The sequence below is a fragment of the Streptomyces sp. NPDC107528 genome (genome assembly GCF_055639295.1).
Genome location: NZ_JBVKAV010000018.1, coordinates 49,747 through 76,538, shown reverse-complemented (window position 1 = coordinate 76,538; position 26,792 = coordinate 49,747). Strand labels below are relative to the sequence as shown.

Here is a 26,792-nt window from a genome sequence, read left to right as displayed (position 1 = left end):
CAATGTCCGGACTTCGCACTCTTCGCACCGACCGCCCGAGGAGAATTGACCGGTCGCGGCTGAATGCCAGGGATCTGCTCTCCGAGTCCACAGCCGGGATCCTCCAGCGCCCGGCCCGCTCCGCGCTTACCGCGCTGGGCACTGTCCTCGGGGTCGGGACCTTCGTCACGGTCCTGGGGCTCACGGCTACCACGTCTTCCCAGATCGACTCCCGCTTCAACGCGCTGACCGCCACCGAGGTGACCGTAGAGGACACAGGCGGTGATCAGCCCGAATTCCTCGAGAACGCCTTCCCGCCCCAGGCGGACAGCCGTATCCGGAAGCTCAACGGGGTACGGGAAGCCGGCGTGTACTGGACGGTGCGGCTGGGCCCGCAGGAGGTGGTCTCGGCCGCACCCCCTGGCACCGGGAAGGCGGGTGAACCGGCACAGGTCATAGCGGCGTCTTCCGGCGTTCTTGCCGCGGCGGGCCCCGTCTTGACACAGGGTAGAACTTTCGACGCATACCACGATCGCCAGGGTGAGAGCGTGGCTGTGATCGGGGCGGGCCTGGCCGCCCGGCTCGGCATCACAACGCTGGAGACCGCCCCGGCGGTCTTTGTGGGTGACAACGCCTTCACCGTCATTGGCATCGTCGAGGACGTCGAACGCAAGGCGGACCTGCTGCTGTCCATCGTGGTGCCACGGACAGCCGCCGAACGCATCTGGGGCGGACCGGACAGCGGTGAGCGGGCGAAGATGCTCATCTCGACACATTTGGGGGCGGCCCGGCAGATCGCCTCTGACGCCCCGTTGGCGCTCGATCCGGCACACCCGGAGTATTTCAAGGCCATTTCACCTCCAGAACCTAAGAGCCTGCGCGGGAATGTCACCTCTGACCTCAATGACCTCTTTATGGTGCTGGCTGGCATCTGTCTGGCCATTGGAGCCGTTGGCATCGCCAACACCACCCTGGTGGCCGTGCTGGAACGCACCGGGGAGATCGGGCTGCGAAGGGCGCTGGGTGCCCGCGGCCGGCACATCACCCTGCAGTTCCTTGCTGAGTCGGGCGCACTCGGCGCACTCGGCGGTTTGGTCGGGACAAGCCTCGGCACGGTGACGGTGGTCCTTGTGGCCATCCTGCGCGACTGGACGGCTGTCATCCACCCGGCGACGGTCGTCGCCGCCCCGGTGATCGGCCTGGCCGCCGGGCTCCTCGCCGGGCTTTACCCCGCATGGCGCGCCAGCCGCATCCAGCCCGCGGAAGCACTGCGCCACTGACGCCCGCTTACTCCTCCCGCTCGACTCCAGAGTTGGCTTCACAACCTGCCTCAAGCCGTTGTCTTATCGATCATGACGAGGGTTCTGGATCGAACGGGGAAGGGGCTGGGAGTGCAGGGAGGCCCTGTTGTCCCGCTGTTGCGTGTCGGTCCCGGTCCCGTCCAACCCGCGTGTGTCGGCTCGCGATTGTCTCGCACCGGTTCCGGACCGCGGTTGACTGCCGCGACGGGGTGTGGCGGTATCGCCGACATGACGACACGGAGTGGCAGGTGGTGTCCGACGTAAGTGCGTGTTTTCCAACTCTGGTCGTGATGCCGTTCGGCTGTCTGAGGTATGTGACCGTGGGCACCTGGACTGTCAGTGCTGGCAGTTAGGGTGCCCCACATGACTGATGATCGAATGATGCGTCGCTTCTCAGGCCACTCCCACGCCTGCGCACACGAGACCACGCCTGTGCTTGAGCTGGACGGTGCTCTCGTTACGGTCAGCGTTGACGATGACGGAACGCTGTGGACTTGCGACCTGCTCGGTGGTGAATGCGCCAAGCGTGACCTGGAGCTCGACGCGGCCGGCCCGGAGGACGACTGGTACTTCGAGAACGGCTTGTGGGACGAGGACGACCCTGACGAGGACGAGAGGCCAAGGCTCGAAGCGGACGCCTATGAGATCGCCTCTGCCTTGAGGGTGGCGCATCTGGACGGTCGTCCAGTAGTGGTGACCGGCGGTGGCCGGTTCGACCTTTCCCATCCCGACCTTGAAATGATGTCCGGGGCTGTGCGTGTGTGGGATCTGCGTACTGGTCGCAAGGTGGGGACGACGCTGACCGGTCACGCGCTGGGCGTCGCCTCGCTGACCACCGTGGCGTCCGACCAGGGGTTGATCGCTGTCAGCAGCTGCGAAGCAGGTACGCTGCTGGCCTGGGATTTGACCCATGGTGGCGAACGCATCGCGGAGATCGAAGGCGATTACAACGGAGGGATGGGGGCTGCTCTCGTCGACGGCCGGCCGGTCGCTGTCACGGGGGGCGCCAACGATTTCCTTCAGGCCTGGGATCTCCTCACCGGGGAGCAGATCGGCAAGAACCTCACCGGTGGTCCCGAGTCCATGTGGGCTATCACGATCACCGAAGTGAACGGCCGGACGATGGTGGTGGCCGTCGGCGACGACAACGCGCTGCGCAGGTGGGACCTCACCACGCAGGAGCCGATCGGAGCGCCCATGACCGGTCACACCGACGGGATTCAGACTCTGGGAACCGCTACGGTCGCCGGTCGCGCGATCGTCGTGACCGGAAGCGATGACGGCACGACCCGTGTGTGGGACTTGGCCAGTGGCCAGCAGATCGGAGAACCGATCACCGGCCACCGTCTCCAGATGGTCACCGAGACAGCAGGAACTCCCGTCGCCGTCACCGCCTCTGAGGACGGCATCCGCGTGTGGGACCTCACTCTGGCCATCCGTTAGCCCTGGCACTCCGTTCCCGGCGTCTCGGACACCACGACTTGCCGGGCAGTGGTGGAGTGTTCAGGCCGGAATTCAACCTCGTCCGGCGGCCTTCTGGGCTGCCGGGCTTCGGGCGAGGCGCCGAGTAGAAGAAGCGCCGTCAGACGTCGGCTGATGCCGGTTTCCTCGGCCAGCTGGGGTTGGCGCCTTTCCGGGCCAGACGCCTGGTCATGAGGGTGATGGCGGCCCAGGTGATCAGGGTTTCGGAGTGCTGGATGAGCCGTTCGTAGTCCCTTGCGTGGCGGCGTGCGTGCATCATCCACGCAAGGCTGCGTTCAACGACCCACCTGCGGGGAAGGACGACGAAGCCGGAGGCGTCCTTGGGGCGGCTGACCGGCTTGATGGTGAGGTTGAGGTGCTGTTTTGCCCAGTCGACGAGTTTTCCGGCGTAGGCGGAGTCGGCCCAGACGATGGTGATCTCGGGGTGCATCAGGCGGAGCCGGAAGAGGACTTCCTTCGCGGCGGCGGCGTCGTGGAGGTCGGCGGGGGTGACCATGACCATGAGGGGAAGGCCGCGGGTGTCGACGACCAGGTGGCGTTTGCGGCCGTTGATCTTTTTGCCCGCGTCGTAGCCGCGGGTGGCCCTGGAGACGGTCTCGGCGGCTTTCACGCTCTGGGAGTCGATCACGGTGGCGACCGCTCGGGGTCCTTTGCCCATGTCGCGGCGGATCCGGCCGGCGAGATGGTCGCGGATCTGGCCGATGATCCCGGCCGCCGCCCAGCGGGCCATGAACCCCCAGACCGTGCGCCAAGGCGGGTAATCGGCGGGGAGGGCCCGCCACTTGCAGCCGGTATCGACGACGTAGCGGATGGCGTCGACGATCTCGCGGCGGGGGTGCCTGTCCGGCCGGCCGCCGTGGCTGGTCTCGCAGGCCGGGGTCGGCAACAGCGGTTCGAGCAGAGCCCATTCCGCGTTCGTGGTGTCGGAGGGATAGCGACGCTGGCGCATGACGGCTTCGCTTCCCTCCAAGCCGGGTGGGGAGAGGGCGGCCAGCCGGAAGCAGGGCGCCCTCTCGTTGGTGGTCAGGAAGAGACGACGAGGTCGAGGGTGGATTCAATGAAGTTGAGCTGGGCGATGATGTGGCGGATCCACTTGTCTCCCGGGTGGGCGGCGGCGTGCGGGGCGACCGTGCCGGTGATGAACCGGCGGAACTCGGTCAGTTTCTCGGTGAGTACGGCCCGTTCGTATGCCTGAAGCGCGGCACGTTCGGCGCCGAGCTGGTAGCCGTCGGCCCGGGTCCAGATCAGCGGTGGCCAGCCGTTTGCGGCGATGATGTCGCGCAGGGCGGCCAGCCCCGACCTGACCTGGCTGGGAGAAAGTTCGCTGGCGCGGGTCAATTGGGGGAACAGCAGTCCCGCGGGCCGCGCTTCGAACAATACGAACCGCAGGGTGTCCGCATGCCGCTGGGCGGCCTCGCCCCGCCGCCGTGAGGCGCGGGGCACGACTACTCGCCCCGCAGCATGCGGGCGAGCTCGTCGTCCATGTCGACCTTGCCGGTGTCGACCGCGGTCTCGATCCAGTCCAGCGTCGCCCGTACTCTGGCGACGTTCTGGTGCACGATCGTGGCCTCGTCCTCGCTCAGGGTGCGGTCGCGCAGGCCCGGGACGGTCCGGCCGGCCGCGGCGACAAAGGAGTGGCAGGCGGTAACCAGGTCCAGGAACTCCACCGTCCGGTCGATGTTGCGGACCGCTGGGGTGACCGGGCTGGTGTCCTCGAGGTGGTCGCGGGCTTGCCGGGACCGCTCGACCTGGGCATGGTTGACCTGGAAGCGGGCGGTGTCGTCGCTCATCGCCTTGAACGCGACGTCCGGCCTGCGCAGCAGGTTCGTGGCCGCCGTGGTGGCCACCTGCTCGTCGCGGGTGAACTCCTCCACCACCCGGGCCTTGTCCACCGTGGTCACCTTGGCCGTCACCTCCGGCCGTTTCAGGAAGTCGCTGGTCACCGTCGCGGCGACCTGGTCGTCCTGAGCGAGCGTGTGGATCGCGGTGATCTTCTCCTGCGGCGTCACCGGTGTCTCGACCTGGTTGCCGACCCGGCGGCTGGCGTCGTCCGGTGTCCACCGGGCCTTCCCCGAGGGCGGTGTGAGGATCGCGTCGAACCGCTCCTGATCGTTCTCGATGTAGGCCAGGATCCGGTGAACGGTGTAGGAGACGCCCTTCTGCCGTCGACTGACCGGCCAGCGCGAGGACGTCCACCTTGCCGACTTCACTGTGCTGAATTTCAGGCCGATGTCCTCGGCCAGCCGTGTGAAGGTCGTGGTCACCGACCACTCCGGGTCCACCGCGTTGTGACCGCCCGGCTCCCTCATCGGCTCGATCTCCAGGGCGCGGTCCCCGATCGTGAACTGCCCGCGCGTCTGCTGTTCCACCACGTCCCGCAGCTCGGCCACGATCTGCTCGTAACGGGACTGGCTGACGCTTCCGACCTTGTCGATCTCCTCCGGCATGGGTTTCACCACCCATGCGGGCCGCAGCACGGAGCTGACGTCTGTGACGTGGACACGGCCCACTCTCCACCCGAGAGTCAGACCGTAAATCCACAGATCACAACGAACGACCGCAAGTGACTGGTTGCTGAACGAAGTTGGACTCTGAATGCGTTCGCGATGCGGTCACTGTGCCCGTTCGCCGAACGTTTCCTTCCGGTGCCTCCAAGCCCTCACCACACACCGCCGCGAGCAGAAGACGGCGTTCGATCTCCGGTCAACGCCGGCCACCCACCGGGCCCCGCACTCGGGACACTCCACCTCGCCCGCACCGCCCAGCGCGGCAGCCGTGAGCTTGCGCAACCGCCGGTCCGTACGCCACTGCCTGGCACGACACGCCGCAGAACAGAACAAAGCGTCAGGCCGCGAACCCGCCCTCAGCCGATCACCACAAGCCCGACAGTCCCTCTCTCCGGCCCGCCCGATGCCCCTGGACACCACGCCAGCGTAGAACCCAAGGCTACTCAGAACCGGGGATCAGAAACACGCACTAATGCTGGTCCCGGTCTGGCTGGCGGCCTGGGGCTGAGGGCCGAATGGCTTCCGCCACCGGCAAATGTTGGACGCTGTGCGGTACGTCATCGACAACGGAGGGACATGGCGGGAGCTTCCCGCGGGCTCTTCTTGCCTGGGGCCGGCTCTGCGCATTCTTCCGTCGATGACGCACGACGAAGGGCCTGGCTCAGGAGTTCCACGGTCAACTACGGGAGGAAGGCCCGCCAGGCCGCCCACACGACGCCGCCCTGCCTGCACGAGCAAGTTGGCCACGATCATGCTGGTGCGGCCAGCTGGGGGGCGTGATGTCGCCACTTTCCATCGTGACCTACTGTTGTGCAACCACGCTGCCTATCGCCAGACCGGACCAGCGGGTTCCCGCTCCGCACCGCCGATGGCCGTGTAACTGTTGCCGCAACCTGGGTGACCATGCTGCGGCGTTACCGGCGTCGAGTGCCGCGAGGGCCCGCCCACGCCTCGCCCTGCCCATCTCCACCGCACAGACCTGGCACGCCCGACGGCTCGGGCACATGGTGGGGTGATGAGCGAAGGATCACGGTTGCGTCGCTGCGAACATGTCGCGCAATCGTCCCAACCCGTTGGTAAGGGTTTCCCGGTCGGTTGCGAACGACAGCCGGATGTATCCCTCGCCGCCGAACTCGCTTCCCGGGCGAACTGCTACGCCCCACTCGCGGGCGTTCGTAGCCACTTGCACCGACGTCAGCCGTGGCGTGTGGGCGATGAACGTGTAGAACGTGCCGTCGGGACTCCGTAGTCGGGTGCCGGGCACGTCACCGAGTACCTGCGTCACGAGTTCGCGTCGCGCGCGGTATTCGTCCAGCATTCGCTGAACGGGCTCCTGGGGTCCGTTGAGGGCCGCCAACGCGGCGCGTTGCACGGCGGTGTTGAGGGGACCGGCCATGCGGGTGTGGACCACTGCGGCCGCGGTGACCACGTCGGGCGGTGCGATGAGGTACCCGATGCGCCAGCCTGTCATCGCGTAGGTCTTGGAAAACGTCTGGACGTACAGGACCCGCTCGGCGAGGCGGGGGATGTCCAGGACGGAGGTGAACTGAGCGGGGTTGTAGACGATGTGGTCGTAGGCCTCGTCGGCCAGGACCAGCAGACCGTGCTGCTCGGCGATGTCCCTCAGCTGTGTGAGCTCCTGTGCGGAGTAGACGATGCCGGTCGGGTTGCAGGGGTTGCAGATCGCGACCATGCGGGCGCCCGGTGCTGCCTCGGCAACGGCGTCCAGGTCAAGGTGCAGGTTGTCCTGCTGGGGCACGAGGACGGGCTGGCCTCCCGCCATGCGCACCAGGTCGGCGTAGAGGGAGTAGGTCGGGACGGGGATGATGACCCGGTCGCCGGGGTTGACGCAGGCGAGGATCGTCGCGGCGAGGGCGCCGCTGCCGCCGTGGGTGACGAGGACGTGGTCCGCGGTCCGCACGGGCCGAGAGGGCCCGCCGGCGTGTTGGGCGAGGGTTTCCCGGAGTTCGGGGGCACCGTTCCAGGCGGCGTAGTGGGTGGCGCCGGCCTTGAGTGCCTCGGTGTGTGCCGTGCGGATGTGTTCCGGGGTGTCGAAGTCCGGCTCGCCCGACGCGAGGGAGATCATGCCCGCCGGGGGGCGGGTGGAGGGGCGCAGGGAGTGCTGAAGTATGTGCTGTACGCGGTCCGACGGGGCGAAGAGGGTCATCAGTGTGCCTCAGGTTTCGGGCTGCTCGGTCTCGTCTCGGCGAGTGCGGGAGGTGTGAGGTTGCCGTAGACGTCGGGACGGCGCTCGCGGGCGACGTTCACGACGAGGCGGCTGTCGGCCAGGGGCTGGTGGTGCAGGCGGGCGCGGACGACGGGGTCCCGCTCGCCGTGGGTGGCGGTGAGGATTTGTCCGGTGGGTCCTGCGATCACGCTGCGGCCGACGAAGGTGGCGCCGTACTCGCTGCCCAGGCGGTTGGCGAGGACGTAGTACGAGCTGTTCTCCCAGGCTCGTGTCACCGTGCGGTGGGTGAGGATGTCCGGGGGGACTCCCGGGTCGCTGGCGTAGGCGAACACACAGATGAGGATCTCGGCGCCGGCCACGACCTGCTGGCGGGTGGCTTCAGGGAAGCGCGAGTCGTGACAGACGGACAGACCGATGCGTCCCAAGCCACTGTCCAGGACGTCGAACCGGTCCCCGGTGTGGAAGTAGTTGGACTCCTGATCCCACAAGTGGACCTTGCGGTGCGCGCCGATGATCTCGCCTTCCGGGCCGATGAGCAGGAGCGTGTTGAACAACTCGTCGTGGGGGCCGCGTTCGGCGAGGCCGACGGCGATGTGGGTGCCCGTCTCGCGTGCGACGTGGCCAAGGGCCACGGTGGTGCGGCCGGGGATTGTGTCGGCTGCGATCGTCAGTCGGCGTCGGAAGTCGTCGTTGTAGGCCGGCGGCACGTATCCGGTGGTGGCGAGCTCGGGGAAGACGGCGAGGTCCGTGGGGTGCCGGGCTGCCTCCGCCCGCACGGCGCTGGCCATGGCGTGCAGGTTCCCATCCAGGTCGAGGGGGCGGGGTTTGAATTGCATGATCGCGACATCGACGAAGTCCTTCATGCAAGGCCTCCTTTCACAGGATGGTGGAGAGGAACTCGCGCGTTCTCTCATGCTTGGGGTGGGCGATCACGTCGCGGGCGGGGCCGTATTCGAGGACGCGGCCCTGGTCCATGAAGACGAGGCTGTCGCCGGCTTCGCGGGCGAATCCGGTCTCGTGGGTGACGACGATCATCGTCATGCCGGTGTGCGCCAGGTCGCGGATCACCGCGAGGACCTCGCCGACGAGTTCGGGGTCGAGCGCGGAGGTGGGCTCGTCGAACAGCATCACCTTGGGGCCCATGGCGAGAGCGCGCGCGATAGCGACCCGCTGCTGCTGCCCGCCCGAGAGCTGGCGGGGATAACTGTCTGCCTTCGCAGCGAGCCCCACGCTCTTGAGCAGCTTCCTAGCGGTCTGCTCCGCGTCAGTCGGCTTGATCCCTTTCACTCGGATCGGTGCGGCTGTGATGTTGTCCAGCACGGACATGTGGGGGAAGAGGTTGAAGTGCTGGAAGACCATGCCGATCTGGGAGCGCTGACGGCAGATGTCCTTGCCGCTCAACTGCTGGAGGCGCCCGCCCGTTTCGCGGTAGCCGACGAGGTCCCCGTCGAGGCGGATGCGTCCGGCGTCGATCGTCTCCAGATTGTGGATACAGCGTAGGAAGGTGCTCTTTCCGGAGCCGGACGGCCCCATCAAACAGACTGTCTCGCCGCGCTCGACTGTCAGTGTGACTCCGTTGAGGATCGGTGTGTCGCCGTAGGCCTTGTGCACCTGATCGGCGTGCACCATGGGTGGTGGCTGCATGCGGCCCTCCTAGAGTTTCCGCAGAATGGGCATGCGCCGTTTCAGGGCGGCGAAGCGGTCTTGGCCGTCGTCGAGGTGGCCTCGTGAGAAGTAGCGCTCGACGTAGCGCTGGCCGATCGACAGGACGGTCACGAGGACGAGGTACCAGATGGAGGCGACGATGAGCAGGGGGATCGTGCCGAACGTGCGGTTGTAGATCGACTGCGCGGAGTGCAGCAGTTCCGGCACCGCGATGACGCTCGCCAGGGCCGAGTACTTGAGCATGGCGATGATCTGGTTGCCGGTCGGCGGGACGATGGCCCGCATGGCCTGGGGAAGGACGATGCGGCGGATCACCTGGACCGGGGTGAAGCCGAGCGCTCTGGCGGCGACGGTCTGTCCCCGGTCGACGGAGAGAATGCCCGCACGGACGATTTCGGCGTAGTAGGCGGCCTCGTTGAGACTCAGCCCGATCACCGCGGCGGTGAAGGACGTCATCACCCGGTTGCTTTCGACGGATACGAAATCAGGTCCGCCGAAAGGGATTCCCAGTGTGAACTGCGGATACAACGTGGCGATGTTGTACCAGAAGATCAGCTGGACCAGGACTGGCGTCCCGCGGAAGAACCAGACGTAGGCGCTGGAGGCGAGATAGGCGGCCGAATTGTGGGACAGCCGCATCACACCGAGCACGATGCCCAGCACGATGGCGATGAACATCGACAGGGCAACGAGCTGTGCTGTGACAGCAGTTCCGGTGAGGATCTCGGGGGCGAACAGATACTCGCCGACGACATCCCATTCGAAGCCCGGATTGGTGATCAGCGCGTGGGCGATCCAGACCGTAACGAAGACCAGGAGGATCCACGCGATCCACTTGCCCGGCTCGCGGGCGTGGCCGGCCTCGATCGGCTCCGGCCGACGAGAGTCGGTTTCCAGCACGACCTCGTGCGCGCGCGTACGGACCGGCCGGCTTGCCGCGGACCCGGAGTCAGGACCCTGTTTCATTGCGCATCTCGCTTGCCTTGAGGGCCTGGTCGGTCACGTTCCACTTTTCAAGGATCTTCTGGTAGGTGCCGTCGCTCACCAGGGAGAGCAGCGCAGCGCGAACAGCCTTACCGACCTCGGGGTGCTTCTTGGAGTACGCGATGCCCGACACGGTGCGGGAGCCGGGGATCGTTTCCTTTCCCATCACCAGGCCGTCGTCGGAAGTGGATGCCACGTATTCGCCCACAGCGCGGTTGGTGAGAAAGACGCCACGCTTGTTCGCCACGGCGAGGATCGTGGCCGCGCTCTTGTCGAAGACGTGGATGGTCATCTTGGGCTTGTTCTTGGCCGTGCATTCCTTCTCGGAGTACTGACGGGCGAAGTCAAGCGGTCCGGTTCCCTGCGTGCCGACGAACGTATTCCCGCACATGTCCGCCGGAGTGACCTTCGGGGAATAGTCCTTGTGCTGGATAATGCCCAGCGTGTTCTGCACATAGGTGACGAAGTTGACGGCCCGCAGCCGCTCCGGGGTCGTGACGAGCTGGCTGACCGCGATGTCATACCGGCCGTTCTGCACGCTGGGGATGATGGTGTCGGCGCCCAGGCCGGCGATGTTCACCTTCAGACCCAGCTTCCTGCCAAGCGCCTGGACCAGGAGGACGTCGATGCCCGTGGTCTTCCCGCCGGCGTCCTGGTAAGAGAACGGCGGCCAGTCGAGTTCGCTTGCTACGTCCAGGGTCCCGGACTCTCTCATCTCGTCGGGGAGGGCGGCTCGCGCCTTAGCGTCGACTGGTATGGCGCCGATGTTGACGGCGGACCCGCTGCCGGGTCCGGCCTTGTCCTCGGTGGAGGTGACCCCGCAGGCAGCCAGGGCTACCGCGGCTGATACGACCAGGAGCAGCGCGCGGCCGCTTCGCCGGTGGTGCAGAACGGTCATGGCGTTCCTCGTTTCATCTGCTGCAGGGACCGCACCGTCCCCAATACGGAGGTTTCCGTCGTGTCCTTTCGAGCCGCGGGTGTTGCGGCCGTGGGTGCTACGCGGTGTGTGCCTCGCCGGTAGCTTGGGTGTTGTTGCGCTCGCGGCGGCCGTGGTAGGTGGAGACCTCGGGGATCGTCCAGCCATCCAGCAGTTCGGGGTCGAGGTCGAAGACCTCGACGTGCAGGGGGCGGCAGTGTGCGCTGGTGTCTTTGGCGTCGGGTCCCCATCGGGGCTGGGAGAGGTCTCCGCCGCGGCAGTTCGACAGCGCGCACAGCAGGGGGATCTCGGCCATGAACTCGATGTAGTCGCCAGGCTTCGCGGGGGATGCGGCGGTGTAGTACTTGCCGCCGTCGACCAGTCCGGTCAGCTGGAAGACGTTGAGCACGTCGTGGACGTCCGACTCCTGCAGTCCGAACGGTTCGACGGCGTTGACGAGGTTCGAGTGGCAGTGGTCGTCGACCTCTTCGCCCGTCAGCAGCTTCTTCATGTGGGGATCGCAGCGTGAGCCGAGCAGGTCGTGGCAGCCGCCGCCGTACTCATCGACCCCGTAGGCGACGCTGTCGCCGGTGATCGTCAGCATCGGCCGCAGGTACGGCAGACAGGACCACAGGCGATCGCCGGTCGTGACGTGAGTCCCCTGGATCTGGCGTGTGCGGGCCGCCCAGAACCGCTCGCGCGGGTTGTCGGCGTTCCAGAAGTTGAAGTCGCCGACCTGGGGGCCGTCGGGAGTGGAGATCCGGCAGATCTGGCCCGCCTTGAGCTGCCACGCCTTCCCGGTGCGGATGGGGAGGGTGAACTCCCCGACACGGGTGCGGCGGTCGGTCGCGGAGCCGATCGCTTCGTACATCGTTGTGTCGGTGTAAACCTTGGGCAGGATGCCGGTCGGGTAGATCGGCTCCGGCTTCGGGGTGGTGGTCATCGGCCCTCTCCGTCCGGGTTGATGGTCATCACGAGATTGCCCATGTCGTCGACAGACACGGATCCGGCGGGGCCGACGACGACCGTGGACTCCGTTTCTTCGATGAGCGCCGGGCCCTGGATCTTGCCCCGGCCGAGGTGTGCGCGGCTGTAGACCGGCGTGTCCACGTAGTCGCCGATCTCGGCGAAGTAGGCGGGGCGGGTGCCGGTTCGGGCCGGTGACGCCGCGTTGTCACTGCCGACGAGTTCCACCGTGTCCACGACCGGCGACGACAGGGCCCGCAGCCGCCAGGAGATGACCTGGGCGGGCATGCCGTGCAGGACCCGGTCGAAGCGGGTGCGGTACTCGGCCTCGAATGCCTTCACGAGTCCCGAGGTGTCGTGCGCGCGGACGAGGTCGAGCGGCAGCGGCACCGTCAGCTCGTATCCCTGGCCCACGTACCGCATGTCGGCCGCGGCCTCCAGCCGCATGTCCGCAGGGTCGACGTCCGCCTCTTCCAGCTGTGCGCGGGCCTGGCTCTCCAGGTCCTCGATCACCGCGTCCACGGCATCCCAGTCCGGGTCGTCGAGCGGGACCACCAGCGACGTGGTGCATTCGATGGCACGGGGCGCCACCAGCATGCCGATCGCGGACGCGACGCCCGCCCCGCGCGGGAAGACGACCTCGCCGATGTGCAGGAGGCGGGCGACGTCGTAGGCGTGCACCGGGCCTGCTCCACCGAAGGCCACCATGCGGTACCCGCGGGGGTCGCGGCCCTGCTCGGAGATGTAGAGGCGTGCCGCGGTCGCCATGGCGTTGTTGACGACGCCGGCGATGCCGGCCGCGGCGGTTCTACGGTCGGTGTGCAGGTCAGCGGCCAGCGCATCGAGGGCCTGGCGCGCAGCCTCGGTGTCCAGAGTCATGGCGCCGCCGAGGAAGCTTGCGGGCGCCAGGTAGCCGAGTTCGAGGTCGGCGTCGGTGACCGTGGGATCGGTGCCGCCCTTGCCGTAGCAAGCCGGGCCGGGGACGGCGCCGGAGCTGCGGGGGCCGACCTTCAGCAGTCCCAGTTCGTCGACCCAGGCGATGCTGCCGCCGCCGGCACCGATCTCGATCAGGTCGACAGTGGGCACGCGGACGGGGAATCCGCTGCCCCGCTTGAAACGGTGGGCCCGGGCCACTTCCATGGTGTGGGTACGCGCCGGTGACCCGTCATGGACCAGGGAGACCTTCGCGGTCGTGCCGCCCATGTCGAAGGCGACGACATCGCTGAATCCGCACGTCTGCGCCATGTGTGCCGCGGCCATGGCGCCGGCGGCGGGCCCGGACTCGACCAGAGCGATCGGGCGGTCGGAAGCGGCGCGGGCCGTGGTGATGCCGCCGTCTGACAGCATGATCATCGGCGGGGTGCCGAGCCGATCGGCGAGTCGACGCAGGTAGCGGGTGGTCAGAGGCTGCACGGAGGCGTTGGCGGCCGCGGTGGAGAACCGCTCGTACTCGCGGATCTCGGGCGCCACCTCGGCGGAAGCGCAGACCGTGAGCCCGGGGAACGCCTCCCGCAGGATGTCCACTGCGCGCAGCTCGTGTGTCGGGTTGCGGTATGAGTTGATGAACCCGACTGCGACCGCCTCGACGCCTTGATCGACGAGCCGGCGGCCGGCCTCGCGCACCGCGTCCTCGTCGAGCGGCTCGACCACGGAGCCGTCGGCCCCGATCCGCTCTGCCACCGTCAGCCTCAGGTGCCGGGGCACCAGTGGTTCGGCGCGGCGCAGGAAGAGGTCGAAGGTGTCGTAGCGCAGTTCGTTGGCGATCTCCAAGACGTCACGCCACCCGGCGGTGGTGATCAGCCCGGTGGGTGCGCCGCGGCGTTCGATCAGCGCGTTGGTGACGAGGGTGGTGCCGTGCACGACGTGCGGGGATCCGCCGAGGGCGTTCAGCCCGTCGATGATGGCCCGGGTCGGGTCGTCCGGAGTGGTGGGCAGTTTGTGTACCTCCACCACGCCGCGGAGGGGGTTGTAGAGGGCGACGTCGGTGAAGGTGCCGCCGACATCGACACCGGCGATTCTGGGAGCTTGAGCAGCGTTCACAGGCCGTACACCTCTCGGGCCGCGGACTCCGAGACGAGCCCGGCATGGACATCGGCCCGGACGGCGTCGCGAGCGCGTTCGAACGGGTCGCCGTAGCCGCCCCCGCCGGGATAGTCGATGGTGATCACGTCGCCGGGTCGGATCCTGCTGCGTCCCTTGAGTGGGAAGCCATCGCTTCGGCCGTTCACCAGGACCCGGGACGCCGCACCCACGTGGCCGCCAAGGATGCCCTGGGGGGCGTTGACTACGTGTTCGACGAAAAGGGACAGTGTGCACTCGCCGGGGGCCAGCAGTTCGATCTCGACGTTCTGTCCGAGCCCGCCGCGGTACTTCCCCGCTCCGCCGGAGTCGGGCAGGAGCTCTTTGCGTCGAATCCGCAGTGGAGCGGTGACCTCGAGGACTTCCATGGAGCCGGCCTCGATATTCGAGGGGAAGCACGTCGCTGACAGGCCGTCAGCGACCGGGCGGGCACCCATGCCACCGTTGAGGAAGGGGATGGCGGTGAACTGGCTGCCTTGCTCGTCACGAGGGCCGGAGATGACGGCTCGCAGCGAAGGTGCGCTGCCTGATTCGGCGATGACCCGGTCGGGGATGACCGGCGCGAGGGCTTTGTAGAGAGTGATGGCCAGGCAGTGGCCGACGAGTTGGCGGGCGTTGACGGGCGCGGGATAGCGGGGATTGAGGATCGAGCCCTCGGGGGCTGCCACGGTGATACATCGGTATGAGCCCTCGGCGCGCGGGGTGGCGGGGTCCAGCACGCATTTGAGTGGGTAGCAGGTGTAAGCGTCGGTGTAGGGCTTGACCACGTTGAGTGCCCGGGTGACCTCGGGAGACGTGCCGGCGTAGTCCACCGTCATGGCGTCTCCATGGACGGTGATGGCGACTTCCAGGTGAACCGGTTCCCCGTCCATCGTGCCGTCGAGGTCGTGGCTGGCGCGGTAGGTCCCGTCGGGGATTGCGGAGACAGCTCGGCGCATCGAACGCTCGGAAAGACGGCAGATCTCGGCGGAGATCGCGTCGAGGGAGTCGATGCCCGTCTCGTTGGCGAACTCGACCAGGCGTTGGGCCGCCGTGCGGCCGGCGGTGACCTGCGCCATGAGGTCACCCACCACCTCCACGGGCATGCGGAGGTTGGCCTTCAGTAGGCGCAGCAACGTTTCGTTCATCTCGCCACGCTCAATGAGCAGCATGGGCGGGATGAACATGCCTTCCTCGAAGACGGAGCGGGTGTCGGCGGACCAGAGGGCGCCGCTGATGTCCGCCATGTGGGCGATGCTGCCTGTCCAGCCGAGGAGGCGGCCCTCCCGGAACACCGGGGCAATGACCGTTACGTCCGGGAGGTGGCCGGACGTGATCCACGGGTTGTTCGTACAGGCGACGTCGCCGGGCTGCCATTCGTGGGCGGGGCGCCATCGGAGCATCTCCGCGAGGGTGACGCCCATCGTCATGTTGAAGCTCGGAATACCGATGGTGTTCTCGGCGATCGCATTGCCACGGGCATCGAAGACGACGCAGGCGAAGTCGTTGGATTCCGTGACGATGGGCGAGAAAGCGGTGCGCTTCAGGGTTGTGGCGGCCTCGTTGGCGATTGCGATCAGCCGGCTCCACAGGATCTCGAGAGTGATCGGGTCGATTGGTACAGAGGGCGCCAGGTCCTCATCGGCGACGCCGCTGTCGACTGTTGCCATTAGCCCTCCTCCCTCCGTTGAACTGGGGTACAGGTGCTCTGGTCGCCATGGTTGACGTGCCCGCACGACGCTGTCAACCCGATCCTCACCATTAATTCGACCGAAATTGTTGACAAAGTGGGGGAGGGGTTCCACATTTTGAGGACCGTCACCGCGGCAGCACCGCCTCCTTCTTGAGAGGCCACCACCGCATCACTTGCATCGTCCTCCCGGGCCGGTGACGGGGCGAACAACCACGCCAGAAATGAGGGAGACCATGTCCACACAGTCACCGAAAAGCTCGGCATCACTGCTGGTCGTCAGCGCCCACGCGGGCGACTTCGTCTGGCGCGCGGGCGGCGCCATCGCGCTGGCCGCGGAAAGAGGCGAGAAGGCCACCGTGGTCTGCCTGAGCTACGGCGAACGCGGGGAATCCGCCCGGGCCTGGCGCGATGGCAAGAGCCTGACCGAGATCAAGGAAATGCGCCGCACCGAGGCCGAGAACGCCGCGAAGGCACTCGGCGCGGAGATCACCTTCCTCGACGCCGGCGACTATCCCCTGCAGGAGACGCCGGAACTCGTCGACCGCCTCGTCCGCGTCTACCGCGATGTGGATCCGACCGTCGTGCTGACCCACACGCAGGCGGACCCCTACAACGGCGATCACCCAGCCGCAGCCCGCATGGCCCTGCAGGCACGCGTGCTGGCACAGGCGATCGGGTACGACGCCCCGGGCGAACCTCTCGGCGCGCCACCGGTGTTCTCGTTCGAACCGCACCAGCCAGAGATGTGCGAGTTCCATCCCGATGTCCTGCTCGACATCACACCAGTGTTCGCGCGCAAGCGCGCCGCGATGGAATGCCTGCCCGCGCAGCAACACATGTGGGACTACTACACCGATCTGGCCACGCGGCGCGGCGTACAGCTGAAACGGAACGCGGGACCGAATCTCGGACTGCCGCACACCACCATGGGCGAGGCCTATATGCGGCTCTACCCGCAGGTCACGGGAGCGCTGGCATGACAGACGGACAGACCAGGAGGGAACCTCGATGGACAAGGTAATCGTCACCGACCCGCCTCGCGCACCGCTGTACCAGGTCGACGTGCTGGCCGAGTACGGCGTGGCCACCGTGCATGAAGCACTGGGCCGCACCGGATTCCTCGGCCCCACAATCCGGCCCGCGTCTCTCAATTCGCGGATCGGGGGCACGGCCGTCACTGCGCTTTGCTGGCCGGGCGACAACCTGATGATCCACGCAGCGGTCGAGCAGTGCCGTCCAGGCGACATTCTGGTTGTCACGACGACCTCACCCTGCACGGACGGTCTTTTCGGTGAACTGTTCGCCACCGCGCTGATGGAGCGCGGGGTCCGCGGACTTGTCACAACAACCGGTGTTCGAGACATCGCTGATCTGCACCAGCTCGGCTTCCCCGTGTGGTCCACCGCAGTCAGCGCCCAGGGGAGTGTCAAAGCCACCGCTGGATCCGTCAATACCCCCATCGTGGTCGGCGGCCAGCCGATCCACCCGGGGGACGCAATCGTTGCGGACACCGATGGCGTGGTGTGTGTCCCCCGAGCACAGGTCAACCAGGCCCTGGTCGCCTCCCGCGCCCGCACGGCGAAAGAGAAGGCCACGCGCGCTGCCTTCCGGGCAGGCGAACTCGGCCTGGACCGGTACGGACTGCGGGCCACGCTCGACCAGCTCGGCGTGCGCTATGTCACCGCTCAGGAGTACGCCGAGGAACGTGTGACCGCCGAGGGCGGAACAGGGACGGCACCGTGACGGCGACCGGTGTGCCGTGCGTGCTGATGCGGGGCGGGACGTCGAAGGGCCTTTACCTGCTCGCCGAGGACCTGCCGGACGCTGCCCCCGCCCGTGATGACTTGTTGATGCGGTTGCTGGGCACACCTGATGCCCGGCAGATCGACGGGCTGGGCGGGGCGGCCCCCTTGACGAGCAAGGTCGCGGTCGTCTCGCGCTCCGCCCACCCCGGCGCCGACATCGACTACCTCTTCCTCCAGGTGGGTGTCGACGAGGCCGTGGTCAGCGACCGCCAGAACTGCGGCAACCTCCTTGCGGGAGTGGGCCAGTTCGCTGTGGAACGAGGGCTCGTCCCCGCCGGCGACCCGGAGACCGAGGTCCGCATCCGCATGGTCAACTCCGGCAGCGTGGCCCTCACGCGGTTCCCCACCCCGGCAGGTGTTGTTCAGTACGCCGGCGACACCGCGATCGCCGGCGTCCCCGGGACGGCGGCGCCGGTCGTGCTGGAGTTTGCCGACACCGTCGGGTCGGCGACCGGCCGGCTTCTCCCCACCGGCAGTGTGCAGGACGTGATCGACGGGGCACCCGTCACGTGCGTCGACAACGGCATGCCCGTCGTCGTCGCCTCCGCCGAGTCCTTCGGCCTCAGCGGCCACGAGTCCCACAGCGAACTGGCCGCCAACCAGCAGCTGCTGGCGCGCATCGACCGGCTGCGCATCCAAGCCGGTGCCCTGATGGGCCTCGGCGACGTCACCACACAGTCCGTACCGAAAACTACGCTCGTGGCCGCGCCTCGAGACGGCGGCATGCTCGCCACCCGGACCTTCATCCCCGTCCGCCCGCACACCGCAATCGGCGTGCTGGGCGCCATCTCCGCCGCGACCGCGGTACGCCTTCCCGGCGCCGTCGGACACGACCTCACCACGTCCTGGCCGGCCGACGGCATCCGCGTGGACATCGAACACCCCACCGGACACCTGGTCATCGAGGTGGACGTCGACCCAGCCGCCGAGCCACCGACGGTACGGCGCAGCGGCGTCGTACGCACGGCGCGCAAGCTGTTCGACGGGATGGCTTTCCCACGCGGCTGAGGCCGGCCACCGGCAGCGCGTGACCAACAGATACGTGTCGCTCAGCCGCCGACCTGTCCCAGCTCTGGCTCCTCGGTCTCACCGAGGAGCCTGATCACGTCGAGGACGTGCTCACGCATGGCCGCCTCCGCGGCGTCAGGGTCCCCCTTGGTAACAGCCCTGATGATCGCCAGATGCTGGGGCAGGGACTCTGCGGGTCGCCCGGGGCGCAGGGCCAGGCGGAAGCGGTGCCGGACCAGTTGCGCGTGCAGGCCTTCGAGCATGGCCTTCGCGACCGGCTGGGCCGCGAACTCCCTGACCCGGGTGTGCAGTTGCTCGTTCAACTGCGAGTACTGCAGCGGGTCCCCGTTCCGGACAGCTGCCTCCATGCTCCTGCCGATCGCGCCCAACTGCTCGGCCTCGGACTTGGTGATGTTCTCCGCAGCCTTGCGCGCACACAGGCCCTCCAGCACCATGCGGCACTCGTACACCGCGATCGCTTCAGCGACGGTGACCACGCGGACCCGTGCGCCGCGGTTCCTGATCCGCTCGACGAGCCGTTCAGAGGTGAGCTGCACCAGCGCCGTGCGCACCGCAGAACGTTTCACCTGGAGGAGTTCGGCGAGATCGGCCTCCACGAGTCGCTGACCCGGGGCCATCTCTCCCTTGAGGATCAGCGTGCGCAGGCGGTCTGCCGGGTCCTGTTTGTCGGCGGTTTGGCCGCTTGCTTGAGACACCACCGGGGACTCTCCCTCCAGATGCCGCCGGATTTCGACGGGCGCCTATATCTGCAACAATATTAGCGACAGATGTCCTCGGCAGGCACATGCAGGGGCTGATGCGGCTGAGCGCGATCCCCGGGAGATGCCCATTCCGGCGCCGTGGCTCCAGGCCAGCCGGCCTCTGGCCGTCCCGGGCCCTTGGAGAAGGCACGGCGCCAGCCTCCGCCCTAGCAGAATGCGGTGGACGGTTGCCACGGCCCTAGAGTCGTCTCTCGATCCCGCTTCAGCGCGCTGCGCCGGGCCGCGGCTGCCTTGGTGAGCAATTGAGGTTTCCTGGAACCAGGCGATTTGGGCCGAGCCCGTGACTTCGCCCGGCGCCTGTAGTTCACGTGGGGCCGGCACGCCGAGCGCGGTCACCTGCAGCCGTCGTCCCGCCCCCAAGTACGCGCCTACCATGGCCAAACACAGCGAGCGCGTGCAGCGGCACTTCTCCGACTTCCCTTGGAGCCTTCCGGTAGCTGGCCCCGTCCAGGTGGGCGGCTCCCATGTCTTGGAGACGCCCCGAACGCCTCGCTGACCCAATTCCGTTTGCGGCGCGGAGGGTCAGCGTGGGATCAGCGTGCCCTGGTGACCGTCAGGCTCACCTGGGAGCCGTCCGGCGAGCAGTGGCGGCCGTTGGAATAGGTGGGCTGCGGGGTGGTGGTACTGATCTGTCGGTCGAGCACGGTAGAGCCCCGCTGGGTTCTGAATACCAGCGTGATCTGTATCGGCTTACTTGATGGGAGGTCACGTATGACCACGAAGACGGGGCAGGGGAGAGAAGGCTCTGGGTTGCGGAACGTGGCTGGACAAGGGGAAGTGATTGCCCTGTGTGGCGGGTTGCATGAACACGGGTGGCCACAGCGCGGCCGCCTGGCTCCCGGCGTGAGCAGGGTGCGTCAACATGCGGGCGGATGTTGCATGCGGAGGCTGAGTACGTAGCCCGTGTACCTGCCTGAGTGCCTGTGCCAGATCCGCTGATCTGTAACGCTGCGTATCCGCTGTGTTGGCCGGTAGTTGGATGAGTGGTGCCCTTCCACTCCGGGTGCCTGCCAGGCTCGCGCGTGGGCGCCTATCGACTGTCCGGGGTCTGGCAGGCTGGGCGGCTAAACGATGATTCTCCGGCCCGGGAGCCGGATGCGCCCTTCTCGACTCTCCTGGTCGCAGCGGCCTGGTTCAAGCGATGAGCATCACCCCGCTCATCGCTCGCAGTGGATGATCCCTACAGGTTCGGCGTGGGGACCGACCATTTTTGAGCGTTCTTATCCGGCCGTTTCCCTGACGGCCTCCTGCAGTGCTTTGGTGTCCGGTGACGTGGTCCGGAGGTGGGCGACCGCGGTTGCCGCGTCCGGCCAGATGTCGAACCGGCCCCAGTGGAGTGGCCAGGCGAAGCGTCGGTCGACAATCCAGGCCAGCTGCGTTTCGATGTCGGCGCGGCGCTCGGGTGGCGCGATGGCCGTGTCCGGTTCGATGGGCAAACACCAGGTGTGCTCGTCGAGCGCGAGGATTCTGCCGTCGAATTCGTCGTAGACGTAGTCTGGGTGGATCGGCAGCTCAGCGTCCGCTTTCCGTAGAAACGTATAGTCGCCCACGATTTCGTCGCTGTCGGCCCGCAGGAACCGCAGGACCTTCTCGCCCGCCGCGACGATCATGTTGTCAGCGCCCCACAGCACGCCTTGCGTACCGGCCGGGGCGGCCAAAGTGCGCAGGCGCCTGGGCTCGCCGTCGCCCAGTGACCAGATCTCGATGTCTCCCGCTGCTGTGAGGACGGCTCCCTGGTCTCCGGACGGTGCCCAGGCCCATACCGCGAAGTCCTTGTTCTCACGGGCCAGGGCTGCTTCTGCAGGGGTGACGGCCAGTCGGTGGCTGAGCCGTCCGTCGTCGTAGACCTGCACGCCGGGCTCGGCCGCCTTCTCGTTCAGCACGGCGGCGAGCCGGGCGGTGTCACCGCGCATGCCCCAGTGCAGCGACAGATTCCAGCGTGACCCGGCGGTCGGTGCGGGGTCGGCGGCCGGGCGGCCGGTGGCCGCGTCACGGAAGTGCAGCAGCCCCTTATGGATATGAGCGAGAAAGCGGCCGTCCGGACTCCACTCGGCAAGCCAGTCGACCTTGTGGGTGAGCCAGAGCGGGGCGCCCGTAGGAACATCGACGACGAAAGCTTCGGAGCGGTTGGCGACGTACAGCCGGTTCCCGTCGGGGGACCAGATGGGCGAACGGTCGACATCCAGCCCCTCCCCGCAGGGTTCACAGATGTCCGCCGGCACGGGTCCCTTGGCCAGAATGTGCTCATGCGGCATCTCGGCGTCCTCGGCCAGCCAGAACAGCTTGCCGTGCTCCAGCGGGGCCAGGCAGCCCTGCACACCGACCTGGTCCTTGTTCCACGTCGCGACGTAGGCGCTGCGGCCGTCGGGGTGCAGCGCCCAGGCCGGCGGACGGGAAGCGCCGTTGGTCACCTGGGCCTCCGCGCGTGACTCGGAAGACTCGCCGAACGGGTCCCACACGCCTATCGCGTTGGTGCGGAAGGCCATGCCCAGATGCAGGCCGTCGGCCGACCACTGCATGGTGCGCGCATGGCCATCCCAGCCGATGCCGCCGTCGATCCGCTTCAGGACGTTGACGCACCGCCCGGTCGCGACCTCCCAGACCTGCGCGGTGCCACTCTCGCCCTCGCCCCAGTCGCCCGTGGCCAGATGGGTGCCGGACGGGCTGAGCGCCAACGCGGTGAAATTCGACCGGTGTCCATACGGGCGGCTCACCATTGTGCCCCGCAGACGGATCATGTTCGTGGCCAACCGGTGCGCGGCAGTGACACCGTGCTCGCCTTCGAGCTCCATGAGCCGGGCCCGCAGCAGCGGAAAGTCGCGGGCCGGCACAAAAGTTGCCCAATCGGCCCCCCTCAGCATCTCTTCCAGTTCCGCCGGGCCGGCCGCAGCAAGCGCTGCGAAGTCGACGAAAGAGCCCGGCGGCTCAGCGGTCCTGCTCACCGGCTCCTCAAGTTCGGCGAGCGCCGCGAGGAGGGCCGCCTCGTCGTAGCTCGGTATGCCCTGGACGTACGCCCTGTTGCCCCTGTCCCTCGATGCCTCCCGCCCTACGAAGATCGCAGCTGTCGAGGGCGTGAGCTCATCCGTCACGTGCACGCCCGCAGCTTCCAGACGTCGCTCGGCCTCACCCGGTCCGAGGGCGTCGAACCTACCGGAGAGCGCGATTGCACGGCCTTTTAGATTCATGCGGCGAGACTACTGACCGGTACTGACATCACCGCGACCCCCATCCGGGAACGGGCTGGCTCTGAATGGTCAGCGTGGGGTGGTGGGTGCGAGTCGGATGGTGTCCGGCTGCTGTGTCCGGATGCGGATGGGCTTGGGCTTGTCGGTTGTTGTGGCTGGTTCGACGGGGTGGGGCTGGCTGCGTGGTGGTCTGGGTGGCCGGGTGAGGCGGCGGGTCATGAGGGTGATGAAGGTCCAGGTGAGGTGGGCTTCGCTGTGGGAGATCAGTCGCTCGTAGTCCCGGACGTTGCGGCGGGCTCTCATGATCCATGAGATGGTCCGCTCTACCCTCCAGCGTTTCGCCAGGACGGCGAAGCCGTCCTGGTCTTTGCGGCGGGGCACTGTTTTGAGGGTGAGGCCGAGGACGGTGTCGGCCCAGGTGGTGAGGGTTCCGCCGTATGCGGAGTCGGCCCAGGCGACGGTGATTTCGGGGTGGGTCAGGGACAGGCGGAAGAGCTGGTCGCGGGCGGGGATGCTGTCGTGCGGGGAAGCGGGAGTGACCATCACGCTCAGTGGCATGCCCCGCATGTCGACGATCAGGTGCCGCTTGCGGCCGTTGATCAGTTTCCCGCCGTCGAAGCCCCGGGTGTCGGCTCCCACCGTCTCGGCTCCCTTGACCGACTGCGAGTCCAAAATCACCGCCACGGTCCGCGGGTTGAGACCGTCGTGGAGACGGACCTGCTCGTGCAGCTCAGCATGCATGCGGGCCAGAGCTCCGCTCGCCCGCCAGCGCTGGAAGAACCCGTAGACCGTGCGCCAGGGAATTCCGAAGTCGACCGGAACGGCCCGCCACTTCACCCCGTTGTCGTTGACATAGCGGATCGCATCGACGACGTTGCGCCGCGGATGCTTCTCCGGACGCCCTCCCCACGGCAGCCGGCAGGCCGGCACCGGCAGCAGCGGCTCGAGGACGGCCCACTCCGCATCGCTCGTGTCGCTGGGATAGTTCCGCTTCCTTGCGGTTGGCGCTTCGTCGCCTTCTTTGGTGGTGCGGGTCATGGGCGTTCCATGCGGGTGAGGACTTCCAGGGTGGCTCTGATGCCGCCGAGCTGTTCGAGGACCAGGCGGGCCCATTCGTCCTCGGGTGTGCGTTTGGCGTGCGGGGCGACGATCCCGGCGATGAAGTTGGTCATCCGGTGCAGCTCGGCCGCGAAAATCGCCCGTTCGTAAGCGATCCACACCTCGGGCTCCTCAGACAGCTGGAAACCGTCCCGGCGGTTGAACGTCACCGGCGGCAGTCCTTGACTGACGGCGACCTTCCGCAGGAACCGGATCCCTGTCCAGACCTGGGAGGGAGACCGCTTCGTTGCCTTGACCAGCTGTTTCGCATGCAAACCTGCCGGGCGGGCTTCCTGCAGAGCCTTGCGTACCGCTTCACCATGAACGTGAGCGGGCAGTCCCGCCCGCCGTTTCATCGCTACTGGCCCCGCAGCAGCTCGGCCAGGGCCTCATCCAGATCAACCTTCCCGGTGGCCACCGCGGTCTCGATCCAGTCCGCCGTCGCCCTGATCTTCTCCAACTGCCGTGTCACGGTGGCCAGCTGCGATTCGGAGAAGTCCCTGCCGCGCAGCTTGGGCACCAGCCGGCTCGCCCCGGCAACAAATCCCTGACACACCCCGATCAAATCGGTGAACTCCATCGCGCGATGGAAACCCCGCGCGATCCGCACCGGATCAACGATTCCGCCGCCCTCCTCGCCCTCGGCAGCATCCGGGTCCCACCAGCTGCCCTCCTCGTCGTCCACGGCGGATTCGGCCTGTTCGAACTGGGCCTCATTGACGAGCTCACGGGCCTGGCGGTCCCGCATCGCTTTGAAGGCCACCTCGGGACGGTGCAGCAACTCACACGCCGCAAGCGCCGCCACCTGCTCGTCCTGCGCGAGGCCGCGGATGGCCTCGACCTTCTCCGTCACCGTCACCGGCGTGGCACTCGACCAGCCCGCCGCCCGTTTCGCCGCGTCCCCGCTCCACCGCACCTCGCCCGTCCGGTCGTCCGCCGGCGGGTGCCGGATCAACTCGTACGCGTCCGGCGCGGATGCAAGGATCCGGTGCACCTCGAAGGACACACCCTCCTGCCGCTGGTCCTTCGGCCAGCGCGCGGCCACCCACCGATACGTCCGCACCGTATGGAAGGACAGTCCTATCGCCTCGGCGAAAACCCGTAAGGAGCCCTCTACTCCGAGTTCGTCGTCCTGGCCGAGTGCCATGTTCCCGCCGTGCGTCCGCAGCGGGGCTATCTCCAAGGCAATGTCACCCAGCATGAACTGGCACCCCGTCATCACCCGGACCAGCTCGACCGACTGGTCCACCAGATCATCGAAACGCTCACACGGCACACTGCCGATCGCCTCGTCCACGGCAATCCACTCCCGAGGCGGACCTGGAGGGCCGGCCCTCACCGGCCGCGATAATTCCGGCCCGCATATGCCCGACAGGCTCCGCCGCCCGCCTCAAGGTCACCAGATACGACCGGAAATACACCGCTTCTCGCACGAACCGTCCCGCTCGTGCCCGAACAAAGCCCCACCCCGACACCCCGCTGAACGACCCTGCCACCCATCACCCAGCGTTACAGATCGCCGGTTCTGACACAGCTTCTGAGTGCGCGTGGGTTTACGCCGGCAGGCGGCTCCACCGCGCAGATCCGCGTTCAGCGGGCTCCGGTTTGTTGGGAAGGGCCATGGTTGTGCTGTTGCCGCCCGGCTTCAGGAAGGCTGGAAGACTGGCTCTTCTGGAGAGTCTCCCTGGTCAGGAAGTGGCGGGCGGGTCAGTTCGCCCATGTCGTCCCGCAGGCCGGCGATCGCTCCGAGAGAGTGTTCCACCCAGCCGATCATGAATTTCGCGATAGCGATTTCTCCCCGGATTGCCAGGGACTTCGCGAGTCTGTCGACCCGGGCTGTCAGCGCCTCAGGATCGCGGTTCTGATGCGGGAGCAGGAGGGGCGAGCGTCCCGTCGCGATGTCGTCAAGCACCTGCTCCTCTCCGGCGAGGACATCAAGCCACGCAGCGCGGTGGTTCAGCAGCACTCGTTCGACGGAAGCCCAGCCACGGGCGTATTCGAAGTAGGCGCATGCGACAAAGATGGGAAAGCGAACCGCTGGCTCGGGCCGGGCATGTGACACAGTCTCACTCAGAGCCTTGATGCCTGCACCGGTGATACAGAACCGTGCAGGATGGCGGTCCCCCCTGTCGTGGAGATATGCATGTTCGGAGAGACGGGCGGCGACAGGGTACAGGCCGTGATCTTCGGAGGGCCAAAGCCTGGCGCTCGTGGCCCGGTAATGCCGTTTCAGGTCTGAGCCGCTCATCCCCATCGGCTGGGCGCCGATCAGGCCGAGAACGGCAATCTGGATGGGAGAGAGTCGCACCGCAGGTTTTGCCATTTGCGCTTCGAGAGTTTCATCCGGACCAGGCGGGCGTGACGGCAGTTCACCGTGCACGCGGAGCTCGGCGATGCGATGAAGAGACTCTGCAGCCCAGTCGATCATGTTGCTGGCGATGCCGACCTGCCCTTGAAGCGCAAGCTTCTTCACCAGCTGGCTCGCCCGGCCGGATTGCGGACTCCGGTCGATCCGTGCTCGTACGAGCGGCGAGCGCGCCGTCACGATGTTGTCGAGTACCTCGTGCTCCGTGGCCAGGACGTTCTCCCAGGCCGCCTTGTGCGCTCTCAACACCTCCTCGACGGTATCCCAGTCACGCGCATATTCGAGATAAGCGCAGATGACAAAGATCGGGAAACGGACGGCTGGCTTGGGATTCGCGGTGGAGACTGCGTAGCTGAGGGCGTCGACGCCCAGTTCGGTGATGCTCCATCGCTGAGGGTGGCGATCGCCACGGTCGATCAGGTAGTTCAGATCCGCCAACCGGGCAGCAACCTCCCAAAGGCCGCTGCGCCGTGAAGGCCAGACAACGTGGTTGGTCACCTGGTAGATGGCCTGAAGCTCCGACCCTCCCATCGTCTTACCACTGATCAGTCCGAGTACGGCGATCTCGATGGACGACAACGGCTTGACCATGGAAAATCTCCTGACCCTGAATCGCTTTTCACGTTACTCCAAGCTTGACTCAAGGTCGACCTAGGCTGCTCAGCGATTCACCGCCGCCCGGCCCTGCGCCCGAAAAGCAGGCGCTCAGGTCTGCGAATCGACAAGATCGCTCCCTGAAAGTGAGACGAGAAGCGAGTCTCGGTGATGCTTCGCATCCGCGGCAGCATCTCAATGCGACTTTCGTTACTT

The 26,792-nt window shown here is 67.1% G+C and carries 22 protein-coding genes; 5 read left to right on the top strand and 17 right to left on the bottom strand.

Going from position 1 to position 26,792, the window contains the following annotated elements; translation table 11 throughout:
• Positions 1 to 2: 2 nt before the first annotated feature.
• Positions 3 to 1,259, top strand: coding sequence for an ABC transporter permease (locus ACZ7L5_RS41970; RefSeq protein WP_471524028.1), 1,257 nt, complete (start codon positions 3 to 5; stop codon positions 1,257 to 1,259).
• 384 nt (positions 1,260 to 1,643) lie between these two features.
• Positions 1,644 to 2,723, top strand: coding sequence for a WD40 repeat domain-containing protein (locus ACZ7L5_RS41965; RefSeq protein WP_471523979.1), 1,080 nt, complete (start codon positions 1,644 to 1,646; stop codon positions 2,721 to 2,723).
• Positions 2,724 to 2,862: 139 nt separating this feature from the next.
• On the opposite strand, the gene ACZ7L5_RS41960 is transcribed toward ACZ7L5_RS41965, so the two are convergent.
• The 11 genes from ACZ7L5_RS41960 to ACZ7L5_RS41910 all read right to left on the bottom strand — a co-directional run bounded on the left by ACZ7L5_RS41960 (position 2,863) and on the right by ACZ7L5_RS41910 (position 15,716).
• Entirely contained in the window at positions 2,863 to 3,711 is an 849-nt protein-coding gene (locus ACZ7L5_RS41960) for an IS5 family transposase (RefSeq protein ID WP_471523977.1), read from the bottom strand.
• Positions 3,712 to 3,785: 74 nt separating this feature from the next.
• On the bottom strand, positions 3,786 to 4,205 hold the full coding sequence (locus tag ACZ7L5_RS41955) for a RacP protein (protein ID WP_471523975.1): 420 nt from the start codon (positions 4,203 to 4,205) through the stop codon (positions 3,786 to 3,788).
• A 2-nt stretch (positions 4,206 to 4,207) separates the two neighbouring features.
• Positions 4,208 to 5,209: a DUF6192 family protein gene (locus ACZ7L5_RS41950; protein ID WP_471523973.1), complete on the bottom strand. Its 1,002-nt coding sequence runs from the start codon at positions 5,207 to 5,209 to the stop codon at positions 4,208 to 4,210.
• A 1,087-nt stretch (positions 5,210 to 6,296) separates the two neighbouring features.
• Positions 6,297 to 7,436, bottom strand: a complete 1,140-nt coding sequence (locus ACZ7L5_RS41945; RefSeq protein ID WP_471523971.1) for a pyridoxal phosphate-dependent aminotransferase — start codon at positions 7,434 to 7,436, stop codon at positions 6,297 to 6,299.
• Complete coding sequence (locus tag ACZ7L5_RS41940) at positions 7,436 to 8,320, bottom strand: carbon-nitrogen hydrolase family protein (RefSeq protein ID WP_471523969.1); 885 nt, start codon at positions 8,318 to 8,320, stop codon at positions 7,436 to 7,438. Before ACZ7L5_RS41940 ends, ACZ7L5_RS41945 begins: the two co-directional genes overlap by 1 nt.
• Positions 8,321 to 8,333: 13 nt before the next feature.
• A complete protein-coding gene (locus ACZ7L5_RS41935) occupies positions 8,334 to 9,101 on the bottom strand; it encodes an amino acid ABC transporter ATP-binding protein (protein WP_471523967.1) in 768 nt (255 codons plus the stop codon).
• 9 nt (positions 9,102 to 9,110) lie between these two features.
• A complete protein-coding gene (locus tag ACZ7L5_RS41930; RefSeq protein WP_471523965.1) occupies positions 9,111 to 10,088 on the bottom strand; it encodes an amino acid ABC transporter permease in 978 nt (325 codons plus the stop codon).
• Positions 10,072 to 11,004, bottom strand: coding sequence for a transporter substrate-binding domain-containing protein (locus ACZ7L5_RS41925; protein WP_471523963.1), 933 nt, complete (start codon positions 11,002 to 11,004; stop codon positions 10,072 to 10,074). Before ACZ7L5_RS41925 ends, ACZ7L5_RS41930 begins: the two co-directional genes overlap by 17 nt.
• A gap of 97 nt (positions 11,005 to 11,101) precedes the next feature.
• Positions 11,102 to 11,965 (bottom strand): urea carboxylase-associated family protein, encoded by an 864-nt coding sequence (locus ACZ7L5_RS41920; RefSeq protein WP_471523961.1) that lies wholly within the window; start codon positions 11,963 to 11,965, stop codon positions 11,102 to 11,104.
• Entirely contained in the window at positions 11,962 to 14,028 is a 2,067-nt protein-coding gene (locus ACZ7L5_RS41915; RefSeq protein WP_471523959.1) for a hydantoinase/oxoprolinase family protein, read from the bottom strand. Before ACZ7L5_RS41915 ends, ACZ7L5_RS41920 begins: the two co-directional genes overlap by 4 nt.
• Positions 14,025 to 15,716, bottom strand: coding sequence for a hydantoinase B/oxoprolinase family protein (locus ACZ7L5_RS41910; protein WP_471523957.1), 1,692 nt, complete (start codon positions 15,714 to 15,716; stop codon positions 14,025 to 14,027). The genes ACZ7L5_RS41915 and ACZ7L5_RS41910 overlap by 4 nt, the downstream gene beginning before the upstream one ends.
• A gap of 256 nt (positions 15,717 to 15,972) precedes the next feature.
• On the opposite strand from ACZ7L5_RS41910, the gene ACZ7L5_RS41905 reads away from it, so the two are divergent.
• The 3 genes from ACZ7L5_RS41905 to ACZ7L5_RS41895 are packed head-to-tail and all read left to right on the top strand — an operon-like array spanning position 15,973 to position 18,552.
• The gene (locus tag ACZ7L5_RS41905) at positions 15,973 to 16,719 is read left to right on the top strand and encodes a PIG-L deacetylase family protein (RefSeq protein WP_471523955.1); all 747 of its coding nucleotides are present in this window, start codon (positions 15,973 to 15,975) and stop codon (positions 16,717 to 16,719) included.
• 28 nt (positions 16,720 to 16,747) lie between these two features.
• Positions 16,748 to 17,482, top strand: a complete 735-nt coding sequence (locus tag ACZ7L5_RS41900; RefSeq protein ID WP_471523953.1) for a 4-carboxy-4-hydroxy-2-oxoadipate aldolase/oxaloacetate decarboxylase — start codon at positions 16,748 to 16,750, stop codon at positions 17,480 to 17,482.
• A complete protein-coding gene (locus tag ACZ7L5_RS41895; RefSeq protein WP_471523951.1) occupies positions 17,479 to 18,552 on the top strand; it encodes a 4-oxalomesaconate tautomerase in 1,074 nt (357 codons plus the stop codon). The genes ACZ7L5_RS41900 and ACZ7L5_RS41895 overlap by 4 nt, the downstream gene beginning before the upstream one ends.
• Positions 18,553 to 18,593: 41 nt before the next feature.
• Here ACZ7L5_RS41895 and ACZ7L5_RS41890 read toward each other — a convergent pair whose 3' ends face one another.
• The 6 genes from ACZ7L5_RS41890 to ACZ7L5_RS41865 form a co-directional block, all read right to left on the bottom strand.
• Positions 18,594 to 19,271 (bottom strand): GntR family transcriptional regulator, encoded by a 678-nt coding sequence (locus tag ACZ7L5_RS41890; protein ID WP_471523949.1) that lies wholly within the window; start codon positions 19,269 to 19,271, stop codon positions 18,594 to 18,596.
• Positions 19,272 to 20,554: 1,283 nt separating this feature from the next.
• Complete coding sequence (locus ACZ7L5_RS41885; RefSeq protein ID WP_471523947.1) at positions 20,555 to 22,429, bottom strand: WD40 repeat domain-containing protein; 1,875 nt, start codon at positions 22,427 to 22,429, stop codon at positions 20,555 to 20,557.
• Positions 22,430 to 22,588: 159 nt separating this feature from the next.
• Entirely contained in the window at positions 22,589 to 23,557 is a 969-nt protein-coding gene (locus tag ACZ7L5_RS41880; protein WP_471523945.1) for an IS5 family transposase, read from the bottom strand.
• Entirely contained in the window at positions 23,554 to 23,787 is a 234-nt protein-coding gene (locus tag ACZ7L5_RS41875; protein ID WP_450236678.1) for a hypothetical protein, read from the bottom strand. Before ACZ7L5_RS41875 ends, ACZ7L5_RS41880 begins: the two co-directional genes overlap by 4 nt.
• 188 nt (positions 23,788 to 23,975) lie before the next feature.
• Complete coding sequence (locus tag ACZ7L5_RS41870; RefSeq protein WP_471523943.1) at positions 23,976 to 24,914, bottom strand: DUF6192 family protein; 939 nt, start codon at positions 24,912 to 24,914, stop codon at positions 23,976 to 23,978.
• 348 nt (positions 24,915 to 25,262) lie between these two features.
• Entirely contained in the window at positions 25,263 to 26,573 is a 1,311-nt protein-coding gene (locus ACZ7L5_RS41865) for a hypothetical protein (protein WP_471523941.1), read from the bottom strand.
• Positions 26,574 to 26,792 lie beyond the last annotated feature (219 nt).

Bases quoted from the DNA above. Each gene is read 5' to 3' on its own strand.
- ACZ7L5_RS41970 (WP_471524028.1), top strand. From the start codon at position 3: ATGTCCGGACTTCGCACTCTTCGCACCGACCGCCCGAGGAGAATTGAC.
- ACZ7L5_RS41965 (WP_471523979.1), top strand. From the start codon at position 1,644: ATGACTGATGATCGAATGATGCGTCGCTTCTCAGGCCACTCCCACGCC.
- ACZ7L5_RS41960 (WP_471523977.1), bottom strand. From the start codon at position 3,711: ATGCGCCAGCGTCGCTATCCCTCCGACACCACGAACGCGGAATGGGCT.
- ACZ7L5_RS41950 (WP_471523973.1), bottom strand. From the start codon at position 5,209: ATGCCGGAGGAGATCGACAAGGTCGGAAGCGTCAGCCAGTCCCGTTAC.
- ACZ7L5_RS41945 (WP_471523971.1), bottom strand. From the start codon at position 7,436: ATGACCCTCTTCGCCCCGTCGGACCGCGTACAGCACATACTTCAGCAC.
- ACZ7L5_RS41940 (WP_471523969.1), bottom strand. From the start codon at position 8,320: ATGAAGGACTTCGTCGATGTCGCGATCATGCAATTCAAACCCCGCCCC.
- ACZ7L5_RS41935 (WP_471523967.1), bottom strand. From the start codon at position 9,101: ATGCAGCCACCACCCATGGTGCACGCCGATCAGGTGCACAAGGCCTAC.
- ACZ7L5_RS41930 (WP_471523965.1), bottom strand. From the start codon at position 10,088: ATGAAACAGGGTCCTGACTCCGGGTCCGCGGCAAGCCGGCCGGTCCGT.
- ACZ7L5_RS41925 (WP_471523963.1), bottom strand. From the start codon at position 11,004: ATGACCGTTCTGCACCACCGGCGAAGCGGCCGCGCGCTGCTCCTGGTC.
- ACZ7L5_RS41920 (WP_471523961.1), bottom strand. From the start codon at position 11,965: ATGACCACCACCCCGAAGCCGGAGCCGATCTACCCGACCGGCATCCTG.
- ACZ7L5_RS41910 (WP_471523957.1), bottom strand. From the start codon at position 15,716: ATGGCAACAGTCGACAGCGGCGTCGCCGATGAGGACCTGGCGCCCTCT.
- ACZ7L5_RS41905 (WP_471523955.1), top strand. From the start codon at position 15,973: ATGTCCACACAGTCACCGAAAAGCTCGGCATCACTGCTGGTCGTCAGC.
- ACZ7L5_RS41900 (WP_471523953.1), top strand. From the start codon at position 16,748: ATGGACAAGGTAATCGTCACCGACCCGCCTCGCGCACCGCTGTACCAG.
- ACZ7L5_RS41880 (WP_471523945.1), bottom strand. From the start codon at position 23,557: ATGACCCGCACCACCAAAGAAGGCGACGAAGCGCCAACCGCAAGGAAG.
- ACZ7L5_RS41865 (WP_471523941.1), bottom strand. From the start codon at position 26,573: ATGGTCAAGCCGTTGTCGTCCATCGAGATCGCCGTACTCGGACTGATC.